Below are 14,962 nucleotides of genomic sequence, written 5' to 3'. Positions count from 1 at the left end.
CGGCGGGCACGGCGCGCCGACAGCGGGGCGCCCCGGCGGGAGCCGACACGACCATCAGCCGCCGATGCCCGCGGCGGCCCGCACCTGGTCGAGCGCCTCGGCCAACCGGGACGGGTCCCGGCCCCCGGCGATGGCCAGCTTGGCGTCCTTGCCCCCGCCCCCGCCGATGGTGGCGGCCGCCTCGGCGATCAACTCCCCGGCGTGGCGGTCGCAATCGGGCGCCACCGCGGCCACCAGGGCGGCCCCCCCGCCGTCGGGGGCGGCCCCCAGCACCACCGCCTCCACGCCGGGCCGGTCCCGGGTGGCGATGGCCAGGTCGCGCAACTGGCCCCGGTCCACGCCCTCCACCAGCGCCACCACCACTCCGTCGGCGGCCTGGCCGGCCAAATCCCCCGACTGGTCGACCGAGGCAGCTTGGCGCATGTCGGCCAGCTCGGCCCGCAGGCTCTTGATCTCGGCCATGCGCTTGTCGGCCCCGGCCACGAGCTGGTCGGCGGGCACGCCCAATCGCTCGGCCACCTGGGCCAGCACCTGTTCCCGCTCGGTGAGCAGCTCCACCGGGCGGGTGCCGGCCACCGCCTCGATGCGGCGGATGTTGGCCCCGATGGAGCCCTCAGAGACGATCTTCACCGGGCCGATGTCGCCCAACGCCTGCACGTGGGTGCCGCCGCACAGCTCGATGGAGTGGGGCCCGGCCTCCAGCACCCGCACCCGCTCCCCGTACTTGTCACCGAAAAAGGCGATGGCGCCCGCCGCGGTGGCCTCGGCCATGGAGGTCTCGTAGTTGCGGGTGGCCGGGTTGTCCAGGATGTCGGCGTTGGCCAGCGCCTCGATGGCGACGATCTCGTCGGTGCTGAGCGCCTCGAAGTGGGTGAAGTCGAACCGCAGCCGGTCGTCGGACACGTGCGAGCCCTGCTGTTTCACGTGGTCGCCCAGGGTGTGCTTGAGGGCCCAGTGCAGCAGGTGGGTGGCGGTGTGGTGGCGGCGGATGGCGGCCCGGCGGTCGGCGTCGATGGCGGCGGTCACCGTCTGGCCCACCGTTATCTCGCCGTCGACGGCGGCGGTGTGGTGCAGGTGGACGTCGGGCACCACGTAGGTGGTGTCGGCCACCTCGGCCCGTCCGGTGGGCGAGGTGATGGTGCCGGTGTCGCCCACCTGGCCGCCGGATTCGGCGTAGAACGGGGTGCGGTCCAACACGATGCCGTCGTCGGTCACCGCCAGCACCACCGCCTCACAGGTGTCACCGTCGCGCCCCACGAACTCGGTGGCCCCGTGCTCGGCCACCAACCCGGCGTAGGCCGACACGTCGGCGGCCGTGGCTTGGCGGGCGTCGAAGTCCTGGCGGGCCCGGGCCCGCTGGGCGGCCATGAGCCCGTCGAACCCGTCGCGGTCCACGGCCACCTCCCGCTCCCGGGCCGTCTCCTCGGTGACCTCGAAGGGGAAGCCGTAGGTGTCGTGCAACAGAAAGGCCAGCTCCCCCGACAGGGCCTCGCCGGGGGCGAGGCGGTCGAGGGCGTCGTCGAGGATTTCGGTGCCCTGGGCCAGCGTGGAGCGGAACCCCTCCTCCTCGCGGGCCACCACGTCGCGCACGAAGCTGTGGTTGGCCACGATGTCGGGGTAGTCGGCGCCCATGATGTCGACCACCGTGTCCACCAGCCGGGGGGTGACCACGTCGGTGACCCCCAGCAGGTGGGCCCGGCGGACGGCCCGGCGCATGATGCGGCGCAGCACGTAGCCCCGGTCCTCGTTGGAGGGGAACACCCCGTCGGAGATGAGGAAGGTCATGGTGCGGGCGTGCTCGGCCAGGATGCGCAGGGTGACGTCGCTGTGCTCGGCGGCCCCGAGGCGCACCCCGGTCACCGCCGAGGCCTCCCCCACCAACGCGGCCATCTCGTCGATGTCGAACACCGACTCCACCCCTTGGATCAAGGTGAGGATGCGCTCCAGGCCGGCGCCGGTGTCGATGCTGGGCTTGGGCAGCGGCACCTGGCCGTCGGGCCGTTGGTCGAACTGCATGAACACCAGGTTCCAGAATTCCAGGAACCGCTCGTCGCCGCCGTGGGCCGGGCCGCCGTCGGGGCCGAACTCGGGTCCCTTGTCGAAGAAGATCTCCGAGCAGGGCCCGCACGGGCCGGTGTCGGCCATGCGCCAGTAGTTGTCCTCGTCCATCCGCTGGATGCGGTCGGGGGCCACCCCGGCCACGTCCCGCCAGATCTCGGCGGCCTCGTCGTCGCTCAGGTGGACGGTGACCCACAGCCGGTCGGGGTCGAAGCCCAGGCCCTCGGTCACGAACTCCCAGGCCCAGCCGATGGCCTCGGTCTTGAAGTAGTCGCCGAAGCTGAAGTTGCCCAGCATCTCGAAGAAGGTGAGGTGGCGGCGGGTGCGGCCGATCTCGTCGAGGTCGTTGTGCTTGCCTCCGGCCCGCACGCACTTCTGCACGGTCACCGCCCGGGGGTGGGGGGCGGCCTCCTCGCCCAGGAAGTAGGGCTTGAACGGCACCATCCCGGCCACGGTGAACAACACGGTGGGGTCTCGGGGGATGAGGCTGGCCGACGGCAACACGGCGTGGCCCCGCTCGCCGAAGAACGAGGTGAATGCGCTGCGAATCTCCTGGGCTCGCTTGGGGGTCACCGGGTCGACCTCACCTCTCCGGTGGATCGTCCAGGGCCCGGCGGGCTGCTTCGGCCCGGTAGCGGCGGGCCGCGGCGGTGCCCTCGGCCACGGCGGCCCGGGCCTCGGCCAACGCCGCCTTCACCCGGGTGCCGGGGTCGCTCGGCCCCCGGCGACGGGCCGCCGGTCGGGTGGCCTGATGCAGCTTGCGGCGCAGGTAGGAGGCCCCGGCCATCCCGGCGCCCGCTCCGGCCACGAACCAGGTGAATCGCCCGGCCATCAGCGCTCCCCCCGATCGGTTCCCGGGGACTTCCGGTCCGACGCCGACCGGTGTCGGTCACCCTCGGTGACGGGTGAGGCCGCCGGGTGGTCGGCCGCCGACGAGGCCGCCTCGGCGTTGATCTCGGTGTTGGTGCTGCGGTCGGTCATCTGCTGGTGAACCCCCTGTTCGGCCCCGTGCTGGGAAGGTCGGTAGTAGCGTCGCCCTTCAAACCGATCGGGGCGGTACTGCTGGGGTACCCAGCCCTGGGGATCGTCATGAGGATACACGTAGCCGGCACCGTGTCCGAGACCGGCCGCTCCCTGGTAGTGGGCGTCGCGCAGGTGAGCGGGCACCTCGCCTGAGCCGTCGGCGGCGTCGGCCCGGGCCCGGCCCAGAGCGGCGGTGACGGTGTTGGACTTGGGGGCGCAGGCCAGATACACCACGGCGTGGGCCAGGTTGAGCTGGGCTTCGGGCAGGCCCACGAACTCCACCGCCCGGGCGGCGGCGTCGGCCACCACCAGGGCGTGGGAGTCGGCCATGCCGATGTCCTCGGAGGCCAGGATGACCATCCGGCGGGCGATGAACCGGGCGTCCTCACCGGCTTCCAGCATCCGGGCCAGCCAGTAGAGGCCGGCGTCGGGGTCCGAGCCCCGCAGGCTCTTGATGAAGGCGCTGATCACGTCGTAGTGCTCGTCACGTCCGTAGCGCACCGCGCTGGCCCCGAGGGCGTTCTCGGCGTCGTCCAGCGTGACCCGCACCGCGCCGCCCGGCCGGGACGACGCCAGCGCCACCGCAACCTCCAGGCTGGTGAGGGCCTGGCGGCCGTCCCCGGCGGCCTGGTTGGCCAGGTGGGCCACGGCGTCGTCGTCGGCCTCGGCCCCCTCGGCGGCCAGCCCCCGCCCCAGCAGCTCGCCGAGGGCCTCGGTGCTCAGGGGTTCGAGGCGGAACAGGGTGGAGCGGGACCGCAGCGGGGGGTTCACCTCGAAGTAGGGGTTCTCGGTGGTGGCCCCGATGAGGGTGATGAGCCCGGATTCCACCGCGGGCAGCAGGGCGTCCTGCTGGGCCCGGTTGAAGCGGTGGACCTCGTCGAGGAACAAGATGGTGCCCTGGTCGTGCTGGCCGAGCCGGTCGCGGGCCGAGGCGATCACCTCCCGCACGTCCTTCACGGTGGCGGTCACCGCCGAGAGCTGGATGTAGGCCCGGGCGGTGGTGCCCGCCACCAGGCGGGCGATGGTGGTCTTGCCGGTGCCCGGTGGCCCCCACAAGATGGCCGACGACAGCCGGTCGCGCTCGATGAGGCTGCGCATCGGCTTGCCCGGCCCGAGCAGGTGCTGTTGGCCCACCAGATCGTCGAGGGTGCGGGGGCGGAGCCGGTCGGCCAGCGGGGCGGTGCGGGCCAGCCGATCGGTCACGGCGGCGGCGAACAGGTCGTCGGTCATGGCCCGCCTCGGTGGCGGCCCCCTGCCATCGGTCTACCCGGCGGCGGGCGGGGGCAGCAGGCGCAGCCCGAGGTCGTCGAGGTGACGGTCGGGGATCGGGGTGGGCGAGTTCGACAGCGGGTCGGCCCCCGACTGGGTCTTGGGGAAGGCGATCACCTCGCGGATGTTCTCCTCCCCGGCCAGGATGGCCACCAGCCGGTCGATCCCGAAGGCGAACCCGGCGTGGGGCGGGGCCCCGTAGCGGAAGGCGTCGAGCAAAAAGCCGAACCGCTCCTCGGCCTCGGCGTCGCCGATGCCCAGGGCCCGGAACACCGACCGCTGGATGTCGGGGCGGTGGATACGCACGCTGCCCGACCCCAGCTCCCACCCGTTGAGCACCAGGTCGTAGGCCTGTGAGCGCACGGCCAGCAGCTCCTCGCCGGTGCCGTCGAGCAGGCCCACGTCGTCGGGGTGGGGCATGGTGAACGGGTGGTGGGCGGCAATGGGGCGGCCCTGGTCGTCGATCGATTCGAACAGGGGGAAGTCGGTGACCCACACGAAGTGGAGGCCCCCCTCGGTGATGGGCGGGCGGCCCAGCTCCAGGCGCAACAGCCCCAACACGGTGCGCACCGTGGCCCGGCGGTCGGCGATCAACAACAGCAGGTCGCCGGGCTCGGCCCCCAGGGCCGGGCCGAGGGCGGCTTGTTCGTCGTCGGACATGAACTTGGTGAGGGCGCCGTCGAGGGCGCCGTCGTCGCCCACCCGGAACCAGGCCAGGCCCTTGGCCCCCCACTGGCGGCACTTGGCGGTGAGCTCGTCGATGGCGTTGCGCCCCAGGCGGTCGCTGCCCCCCTTGCAGTTGATGCCCTTCACGCACTCCACCTGGAACACCTTGGCCTCGGTGCCGGCGAACAGGTCGGTCAACTCCACCAGTTCCATGGCGAAGCGCACGTCGGGCTTGTCGGAGCCGTACCGCTCCATGGCGTCGGTCCAACTCATGTGCTGGGGCGGGTCGGGGCGGGCGCCCACCACCGCTTCCACCGCGGCGGCCACCGCCTCGGTGATGAAGGCCATCACGTCTTCTTGGCCGACGAAGCTGGCTTCGGCGTCGAGCTGCATGAACTCGAACTGCCGGTCGGCCCGCAGATCCTCGTCGCGCAGGCACCGGGCGATCTGGTAGTAGCGGTCGAGGCCGCCCACCATGCAGAGCTGCTTGAAGATCTGGGGCGACTGGGGCAGGGCGTAGAACCGGCCCGGATGCAGGCGCGACGGCACCACGAAGTCGCGGGCCCCCTCGGGGGTGGAGGCCACCAGCATGGGGGTTTCGATCTCGGTGAACCGCTGGGCCTCCATGGAGCGGCGGATGGCGCTGTTGACCGTGGCCCGCAGCGCCAGGTTGCGCTGCAGGCGCTCCCCTCGCAGGTCGACGTAGCGGTGGCGCAGGCGCACGGTCTCGTCCACTTCGGTGCGGGCGTGCAGCGGGAACGGCGGGGGCTCGGCGGTCGCCAGCACCTCCACCCGGCAGTCGCCGATCTCCACCTCGCCGGTGTCGAGCTTGGGGTTAACGGTGCCCTCGGGCCGGGGCCGCACCGTGCCGGTGATGCGTACCACGTACTCCGAGCGCAGGTCGTGACGCTCGTCCACCACGCACTGGATCACCCCGGTGCGGTCCCGCAGGTCGATGAAGGCCAGGTGGTCGCCGTGCTCCCGGCGCCGGTCCACCCAACCGCACACCGCCACCTCCCGGCCCACGTCACCGGCCCGCAGCTCACCGCAATAGTCAGTCCGCATCGTCACCCCTGCCCCGCCCCTGGTCCCGTTTCGTACACCGCCCGATGCTACCGGCCACCCATGACAATGGCGTCAACGACGTGGAACGGATCAACGGCGATCCCGGTGGAGGCGCGCAGCGACCGGATGGCTCTGCGGTAACCCTCGTAGGGGTCGATGCAGACCACCTGGACGGCCCGGGTCCACCACCGGGGTTGGGCGGGCACCCATTTGCACATTCTGAGACGCCGGTCACCTCCAAACCAAAAGCGCCGAACTCGAAACCTGAACTAACTTAAACCACCAGGGGCCTCCCGGCTCTTCGACGAACTGTCAGTCACAAGAATCGGCGAGGCCCCCACCCAGCAACGTCGCGTAGAGCCGGATAGAGTCTTTCAGAGAAGATCATTTTGTCCCAAAGCGCCTCTTTCGAATCACAAACTGGGACAACATAGTCTCTTTCTCCATTATGCCAAAAGGTTCCACAAAGTCTACCAGAACCATAATACCATCCCCCACCAGACAGCCTAGCATCCTGATACACCTTGGCTGATCCATATAGTTCCGAACTGCCCCACACTAAGGCCTTACCAAATGCTCTAGCATTACCGTAGATTCTAGTTGGAGACAGGTTAGACATTCCTCCATCCATCTTGTTCCATGTGTCCGACAAGCTTGCATCTTCTTTGGCAATTGTGGCGCCATTCCAGTCCCCAGATACATATCTGGCTTCTATCTCAGCAATAGATAGGCCCCATTCATTAGATTGGAGATGGGATACAGTCCAGACATTCAATGCAACATCACCTTGCTGAAAGACCGGACTGTAAATGGGCTCTCCATAACCGGTACGCCCTGAGATGTATTCTGACCAAGGGTAACTGAATGCCTTGGCATTGCCATAGACACGGGCGTTGCCATATACATAAGTCTGATCGAACACCTGAGCGTGCTCATAGACCCTTGCTTGGTCCGAGATCTCCGCCTCGCCGAACACTTTGGCCTGCTCGAACACCCACGCTCCGTCGGAAACGATCGCATCACCGAAGACATGCGCACCGGTACCGCCCAACCCCGCTCGCCCATGGACCGGCTCCATCCCCACTTCGCTCCACCCCTGAACCCAAGCGACCATCCTTGCCGCCTTCGCTCCCCTCCCGGCACCCGCCCAGGCGGATAGAGAGAACGCCCTGGGCACCCTTCCACACACCACCGCTTCGTCCCTGACCACAGCGTTCCCAGACACCTCCGCTCCTGAGCACACCACAGCCGCGTCCATCACCTGGGCCTCATCGGACACCTGTGCATCTCCGAAGACTCTGGTCCGCCCCGAAACCTGTGCCCGGCCCCGAACCACCGCCCCTCCGGACACCTCCGCAAAGCCGGTGACCAGCGCATCCCCCTCCACCCGGGCCCCGTCGGACACCCTGGCGCCACCACCCACCCACGCCGATCCCTCCGCGCTGAGGTTCCCTTCACCTTCCACCCAACCCCCCAGATCGCCACGTTGGGCCAGCAGGACCGGCTGGTCGTCCACCAGCAGGGTGATGTCTCGCAAGGCCCGCAACCGCTTCAGACCGCCATCACCTGCTGGGTCTGCCAATAGGCAGAACTTGTCGTTCCCCGGCGACGAGACGCACGACGCCATCTCATCCCCGTCACCCGACCCCCCACACCCCGTAGCGGCCACCATCACCAACGCGGTCAACACCCCAATCCCCCGCCGCAGTAACGCCCTCATATGGCCCCCATTCATTCGGTCTTTGAACTCTACGGCCACCTAACTTCGTCACATTGAGCCAGAAGCCATGAACCGCTCTGCGGGCTTTCAACAAGCCATGTCAGTCCCATCTCTAGAAATGCCATTGGTCCAGTAATCCTGACAGATTTGCCCATTGAATTTGGTTGAGCCTCCAGAAACACGGCTGTCTTCGAGGATCCTAGCATTTCCACTTAGGGTGACACCCCCCCAGACCCTCGAATTACCATATACTCTTGCATCTCCAAGGACTTTGGTAGGCGGTACCGTCCCGGTGTTACATTGGGATTCAGTCCCAGCATCTTTCAACATGCTTGGTTTTGGCTCTACCGTTGAAGCAAGTGGCCCATCCCCAAGCGATTCCTCTAGCAAGTTGCTTGAAATGTTCCAGACATTGGGTGGGCATATGGTATTGGTCCAGAAAACTCTAGCTACATCCTCCTGAACAAACACAGAATGGAGAGTATTCGATCCGCCACTGGATGAACCTGACACAAACTCTGAATCTGCACTCGAGAACACTAGTGCTCTCCCGTATACGGAAGCCTGACCGGAAATCCTGCTGTTGTCGAACACTTGGGCGTTCTCATACACCCTCGCCTGGTCTGAGATTTCCGCTTTGCCGAATGCCTTGGCCTGCTCGAATACCCACGCACCATCGGATATGACTGATTCCCCGAACACCTGCGCAGCCGCGGCGCCCAACCCCGCTCGTCGCAGGACCGGCTCCATACCCACCTCACCCCACCCCTGAACCCACGCGCCCATCCTTGCCACCTTCGCACCCTCCTCAGCACCCGCCCAGGCGGAAAGCGAGAATGCTCTGGGCACCCACCCGCACACCACTGCTTCCCCTCCGACCTGGGCCTGCTCGTAGACTTCGGCGCCTGAGCACACCACTGCATGGTCTTTGACCTGAGCCCAGTTGGACACCCTTGCACCGCCAAAGACCTTGGTCCTCCCCGTGACCAGGGCATCTCCCTCCACTCTGGCATCGTCAAATACCTTGGCGTCACCAGCTACCCAGGCCGAGCCTCCCGCACTGAGGTTCTCTTCACCCTCTACCCAACCCCCGAGATCGCCTCGCTGTGCCACCAAAACCGTCTGGCCGTTCTCCAGCACGGTGATGTCCCGCAAGGCCCGGACCCGCCTCAGGCCGCCCCCACCCCCTACAGGGTCCTCAACCAGACAGAACTTGTCGTTCCCCAGCGACGAATCGCACGACGCCACCTCATCACCGCCACCCGACCCCCCACACCCCGCGGCCACCAGCACCAACGCAGTCAACACCCACAGCCCCCACGGGACTGTCAGCTTTTCTGTGTATGCGGCCGTGGTGGTTTTCATTTGATGTGGTCGGCGATTCGGTCGCCGTAGTGGATGGTCAGGGTGTTCAGTATGGTTTTCCAGCCGTTGGTCTTTCCTGTGAGGTTCTCGCGGCTTTTTCGTTTGGCGGTGGCGACAAGGTAGAGGACCTTGAGGGCGGCTTGCTCGTTGGGGAAGTGGCCTCGGTGCCGCACGGCTCGTCGGAATCGGGCGTTGAGGCTCTCGACGGCGTTGGTGGTGTAGACGACCCGGCGCAGCTCGGCGGGGAACTCGAGGAACGGTGTGAACTCGTCCCAGCTGGTGCGCCAGGCCCGGATCATGGCCGACCAGGTGTGTTCCCAGTCTTGGGCGAACGCCTCGAAGTGGGTTTCGGCGGCCTCGACGGTGGGGGCGGTGTAGATGGCCCGCATGGAGCCGGTGATGGCCCCCAGTGTTTCTTTGCGGCGTAGCGCAAGCTGTTGGGGACCATGTGCACCACGCAGGTCGACACGGTGGCGTCGGGCCAGGTCATGCGGATCGACTCGGGCAGGCCCTTGAGCCCGTCGCAGCACACGATCAAGGCGTCGGCCAGGCCCCGGTTGGCGAGCTCGCCCAGCATTGTCGCCCACTGTTTGGCGCCTTCGCCGCCCGTTGGTCCCAGCCACAGGCCCAAAACGTCACGCTCTCCGCCCAGATCGACGCCGATGGCCACATAGACGGGCCGGTTGGCGACCTGGGAGTCACAGGCCTTGACGGTGATCGCGTCGATCAGCAGCACCGCATACACGGGCTCGAGGGGCCGGTTCTGCCACACGGCCATGTCGGAGACGATCACCTCGGTGATCTTCGAGATCGTCTCCCGGCTCACCGAGGCATCGCAGATCTCGGCCAAATGCGCCCGGAACTCCCCGGTGGTCAACCCCTTGGCACACAACGAGATCACATTGCCCGACAACCCGTCCAAACAGCGCCGGTGCTCGGGCACCGTCACCGGGTCGAACGTGCCCGCCCGCACACGCGGCACCCGAAGATCGATCTCGCCGATCCCGGTTCTGACCCGCTTGGGCGACGACCCGTTGCGCGAGTTCCCCGACCCGCCACCGGAGAGATCGTGGCGCACACAACCAAAATGGTCGGCCATCCCAACCTCCAACCCGGTCTGGAGCACCTGGCGCACCAGCCCCGACAACAAACCGCCGTCGCCGGTCAGCTCCACACCCTCGACACGGGCCCGCTCCACCAACAGCTCAGCCCAGTCCCCCATCGCCGCCTCACCGGCAGCCCCTACCGCCGGCGCAGCCAGCACATTCTGATCAGTCACAGACATGATCCTTCCCGGCCCGCAACACCAAACCGCGGACCCACAGACCACGCCCGATACACAAAAATCCTGACAGACCCGTCGCTGGGCCCCCACCGGCCCTCCCCGCTGTCCTCGACCCCTTTCCGCAGGACCTCAAGCCGAGCGGAAGGAGCGCAACATGAGGATCCCGCCGGCCAACGCGACCGGAGGACCCGGAACAAGCGGGCTGGTGGTCGACACCGTGGGTACCACCACCGTGGCGGTGATCACCACGATCGTGACCGCCGCCATCTGCGCCAACAACAGCGACCCGTGTACCGCCCTTGGTGAGGCGTCAATTCTTGCTGCCCACCCCAGACACAACAATCCCAACACCGCAGCGCCCATCACCGGGATGCCGATCATCACGTCGGTGTGCAACCCATTCGACCCATCGGCGGCGAACCCCAACGGTGGAGCCGTCCACAACAACAACCCGCACGACACCACCACCACCAACGCACCCGACACCGCCGGCCCGACACTCGCCTCCAACGCCACCCGACGCACCGCCCTAGCGTCCGGGGCCAACAATCTGACGGCGACGATCACCAACCCCGCCACAACAAACCCCGGGCCCGCACCCATCGTCCCCAGCGAATACACATTCGCCGCCAAGTCCAACATCGGATCGGTGCTGTTCGACCACTTCGCGAACAACGCGATCCACACCGACACCCCCGCCGCCGCCCCCAACAACAACCCCCACGTCACCCCCAACGACCACCGGCGCCCCAACAAACACAACGCCACCACCATCACCATCAAATCCACCCCGGCCACCACCACCCCACCCCCGGTGGCCTGAGGAAACGAACCGAACACCCCGTCCCCCCGCACCCAAGAGAACAACGAACCCACAAACATCACCACCGCACCAACCACCAACCACGGCTCCCACGGCCCACCACCCTCACCCAACCAAACAACCCTCGACACCACCGCCCCCTCCGACGACGCGCCCTCACCAGAGCCCGAACCGGCCCCCGAACCAACCCCAGAACCGCTGTTCACAACGTCGTCACCCATCACAACCTCCCCAAAGAAACAGGCCCGAAGCATCCCACACCCACCAACCCCCCGCAACCATCCCAGCCCACAACACCCGGCCGGGTCTGACAGACCCGGGTTCTAGCTGGAGGGGTCGGTGGTGACGGTAACTTCCACGTACGGACTCGAAGACTTGCAGCCATCGCTGTAGGCGAACACGCGGATGGTGAACGGGGTGGCGTCGGGTAACGTCGTCGCGGTCTCGTTGGCGGTGTCTGAATCGTTGAATCTCCCGTCCCCATTGAGATCCACGGGCTCGCCCGCGCTGTCCCAGTAGCCGTAGGTACTGCCGTCCTGGACGGTGGCGCTTGTGGTGGTGCTGCTGAAGCCCTCGTGGCTCTCGGCCGCATGGTAGGAAGCCAGGACATCCGGATCAGCCGTCTGGCGATGGTGGACTTTGTAAGCGCTGACGGGGCACGGACTGGTCGTCGGTGCAGCCCATGTGACGGTGAATTGCTTGCTCCCCGCCGTTCCCGGCGTGCTCACCGCCACATTGGTGGGTTGGCCCGGCCTCACGTCGGGGGTGGTGGCTCGCACAGAGACCAGGGGACTGGCACCAGTAACGTTGACGGCCATGACCTGGAACCGGTATTCGGTGTCGCTATAGAGGAGTAAGGGAGAGGTGGTGCCGAAGGTATAGGTCGTGACCTCTGCGGGGACTATGTCAAAGAACGTGCATGTGTCCCACACGGGCGAGTCAGTGGTGCCGATGTTCCTGCAAGAGCGAATTTCGTATTGCTGGGGGGCGCCACCGGTGGTGGGTGCATCCCAGTTGAGGGTGACTTGGGGAAGCATCTGCAAACCGCCGGGGGTGGCCGTCAGATTCTCCGGAGCACCGGGCAACTGCGGCACCACGGAGATGGAGATGCTCACCGTCGATGGGGCTGAATCCCCGTCCACGTCGGTCGCGCTCAACGTCAATACCGCCGGTGTCATGGTCAACGTCGTCGCAGTCCCCGAAATCTCGTTGGTCTGGTCGTCGTAGGTCAGCCCGTCCGGCAAGGTGCCCGCCAGCGTGTACGACACCGGTGTGTTCCCACCGGGATCCGGCAACGCCTCGGTCTTATCCACCCCCTGCGTCCATGTGTACGACTCCGTCGAAGACGGGAACGACGGCACCGTGTCCGCCACCACCGACACCTTCAACTCGATGGAGTCGCTGTCCCCATTCGAGTCCGTGGCGGTCATCGTGTACGTTTCCTCGGCCACGGGAGATGCCGGCGCTTGGGTGCCCTCCAGTTTGGGGCCGCCGGCACCGGCGGCGTTGAACGTCAGCCAGCTCGGCAACGCCGGAGTCGCAGCCAGGGTGTAGGTGACCGGGTCGTTCCCCTCGGAGGCCGTCGGCAATGACCGGTCTATCGGCCGCCCTGCCGACAACGCCACCGTGAAGTCGTCGGCCGCAAAGCTCGGGCTGGTGTCTTCCTCGTCGGTGGTGACGTTGGGGACGGAGATCCCATCGCTCCAACTGTTGCAAATGTTACTGAAGGAGAAGATCTCCATGGCGAACTCTGTGTCGTAGGGCAGGGTCGCTGCTGTCTCGAGCAAGACGTCGGAACCGTCGATCACCAAATCCCCATTGACGTCCAAATACTGACCGGTGCTGGTGAAGGCACCGTAGGTGCTGTTGAGCTGCACGGTGAAACTTGTGGTGGTGCTGTCCAAATGCAGGTGGCTCCCGGCGATGCGCCATCCGGAAATGACGTCACGATTTGCAGGAGGTGTGTAGTACCGCAATTGGTATGTGTTGATTGCGCACACGCTGTTCGTGGGTGCGTCCCACGTGACGGTGAATCCCCTGCTACCCGGCGTACCCGGCGTGGTCACCGCCACGTTGGCCGGTGGGTCCGGCTTCACGATGGGAGCTCTGTCCTGCACGGCAACCGAATCACTTACACCGACGGTGTTGCCGGCCCGAACCTCGAACCCGTAGAAGCCGTTACTTGCGAGGCCAGTGACGGCATAAGTCGTGACGGCCCCGACATCCACCCAATTGGACCAAGGCCCCCATGGGACCGGATTGGCGTCGGGAGCCCAACTGAATCGGTGGCGGACCTCGTAGTAGGTGGGGGTCCTGCCAATGGTGGGGGCGTCCCAGGCCAGACTCATCTGGGGGTGCCCATTCACGTCGGTGCTGGGCGTGGCCGCCAGATTCTTCGGAGTATCAGATGCCTTGACCGTGATGTTCACCGTCAACGTGTCGGTATCGCCGTCCACGTCGGTCGCCGTGATCGTGACCGTCGCCGTCCCCACACCCGCATCGGTCGGCGGCCCCGAGATCCTGTTGGTCGCCGTGTTGTACGTCAGCCCGGCCGGCAGATTGCCCGTCAGCACAAAGGTCACCGGGTCGTTCCCACCGGGGTCGGGCAACTGCTCGTCCCTGGCCTCATCCAAGAACCACATGTACGAACGCGTCTTCGGCGACGGGAAGCTCAAGCCGGTGTCGGCCTCGTCGGTGGTGACCGTTGCCTCCGCGTTCGGACTCGAAGTGTCGCAGCCGGTGCTGGAGCTGGACACCCGGACGGTGAACGGAGTGCCGTCGGGCAACGTCGTTTCGGTTTCGGCCTGGGTATCCGATGCGTCGATATCGCCATCCCCGTTGTCATCCACGGGATTGCCGCTGCTGTCCCAGTAGCCGTAGGTGCTGCCGACCTGGACGGTGACGCTTGTGGTGGTGCTGCTGAAGCCCACGTGGCTCCCGGCCGCATGGTAGGAAGCCAGAACGTCCGCATCCGCTGTCTGGCGATACCGGACGTGGTAGGCGTTGACGGGGCACGGGCTGCTCGTCGGCGCACTCCACGTGACGGTGAATTGCTTGCTGCCCGGCGTACCCGGCGTGGTCACCGCCACGTTGGTCGGTTGGCCCGGCTTCACGTCGGCCGTGGTGGCTTGCGCGGTGACCGCAGCACTGGCACCAGCAGCGTTGCGGGCTCGAACTGCGAACTCGTATTCGGTGTCACTCCTGAGCCTGGTGCCGACGGTAGTGCCGACGGTATGGGCGGTGACGTTGCCGACATCCACCCACGCTGTCCATGAATCCCAAATGGGCGCACCGCTCGTGCCGGAGTTCCGGCGATAGCGGACCTCGTAGCTGCTGGTGGTGCCGCCGGTAGTGGGCGCACCCCAGGCGAGAGCGACTTGGGGAATCACCTGCAGGCCACCAGGCGTTGCCGTCAGATTCCCCGGAGAACCCGGAGCCGCCGCCACCACCGTGATTGTCACCGTCTGCGTCCCCGTGTCACCGTCCGCGTCGGTCGCCGTCAAGGTCAACACCGCCGGGGCCACCGTCACCGTCGTCGCGGTACCCGAAATCGTGTTCGTGCCGGCCGTGTAAGACAACGCCAGAGGCAGAGTACCCGTCAACGCATAGGAGATGGGCGCGTTCCCAGACGGAGTGTCCAACACGATGTCGTTATTGTCACCCACTACCAATTCGTACAACCGAGAAG

Annotated in this window: 9 protein-coding genes and 1 pseudogene; 1 reads left to right on the top strand and 9 read right to left on the bottom strand. The window is 66.7% G+C overall.

Going from position 1 to position 14,962, the window contains the following annotated elements:
- Positions 1-54 precede the first annotated feature (54 nt).
- The 8 genes and pseudogenes from alaS to ACOQPQ_RS00015 form a co-directional block, all read right to left on the bottom strand.
- A complete protein-coding gene (gene alaS / locus ACOQPQ_RS00050; protein WP_420637411.1) occupies positions 55-2,631 on the bottom strand; it encodes an alanine--tRNA ligase in 2,577 nt (858 codons plus the stop codon).
- A 10-nt stretch (positions 2,632-2,641) separates the two neighbouring features.
- Entirely contained in the window at positions 2,642-2,890 is a 249-nt protein-coding gene (locus ACOQPQ_RS00045) for a hypothetical protein (RefSeq protein ID WP_420637410.1), read from the bottom strand.
- On the bottom strand, positions 2,890-4,311 hold the full coding sequence (locus tag ACOQPQ_RS00040) for a replication-associated recombination protein A (protein WP_420637409.1): 1,422 nt from the start codon (positions 4,309-4,311) through the stop codon (positions 2,890-2,892). Before ACOQPQ_RS00040 ends, ACOQPQ_RS00045 begins: the two co-directional genes overlap by 1 nt.
- 33 nt (positions 4,312-4,344) lie before the next feature.
- On the bottom strand, positions 4,345-6,081 hold the full coding sequence (aspS, locus tag ACOQPQ_RS00035) for an aspartate--tRNA ligase (protein ID WP_420637408.1): 1,737 nt from the start codon (positions 6,079-6,081) through the stop codon (positions 4,345-4,347).
- A gap of 47 nt (positions 6,082-6,128) precedes the next feature.
- Positions 6,129-6,287 (bottom strand): transposase, encoded by a 159-nt coding sequence (locus ACOQPQ_RS00030; RefSeq protein ID WP_420637407.1) that lies wholly within the window; start codon positions 6,285-6,287, stop codon positions 6,129-6,131.
- A gap of 110 nt (positions 6,288-6,397) precedes the next feature.
- Positions 6,398-7,195 (bottom strand): hypothetical protein, encoded by a 798-nt coding sequence (locus tag ACOQPQ_RS00025; RefSeq protein ID WP_420637406.1) that lies wholly within the window; start codon positions 7,193-7,195, stop codon positions 6,398-6,400.
- 693 nt (positions 7,196-7,888) lie between these two features.
- The gene (locus ACOQPQ_RS00020; RefSeq protein WP_420637405.1) at positions 7,889-9,166 is read right to left on the bottom strand and encodes a hypothetical protein; all 1,278 of its coding nucleotides are present in this window, start codon (positions 9,164-9,166) and stop codon (positions 7,889-7,891) included.
- Positions 9,163-10,388 (bottom strand): annotated as a pseudogene (locus ACOQPQ_RS00015) (IS256 family transposase). The gene ACOQPQ_RS00020 and the pseudogene ACOQPQ_RS00015 overlap by 4 nt, the downstream one beginning before the upstream one ends.
- Positions 10,389-10,605: 217 nt before the next feature.
- On the opposite strand from ACOQPQ_RS00015, the gene ACOQPQ_RS00010 reads away from it, so the two are divergent.
- Positions 10,606-11,274, top strand: a complete 669-nt coding sequence (locus tag ACOQPQ_RS00010) for a hypothetical protein (RefSeq protein WP_420637404.1) — start codon at positions 10,606-10,608, stop codon at positions 11,272-11,274.
- A gap of 323 nt (positions 11,275-11,597) precedes the next feature.
- Here ACOQPQ_RS00010 and ACOQPQ_RS00005 read toward each other — a convergent pair whose 3' ends face one another.
- Complete coding sequence (locus ACOQPQ_RS00005) at positions 11,598-14,939, bottom strand: fibronectin type III domain-containing protein (protein ID WP_420637403.1); 3,342 nt, start codon at positions 14,937-14,939, stop codon at positions 11,598-11,600.
- Positions 14,940-14,962: the final 23 nt, after the last annotated feature.

This window comes from Candidatus Poriferisocius sp., from assembly GCF_965219775.1.
In the GTDB taxonomy this organism is placed as follows: Bacteria; Actinomycetota; Acidimicrobiia; order Acidimicrobiales; family Bin134; genus Poriferisocius.
This window is presented reverse-complemented; position numbering and strand designations above follow the sequence as displayed.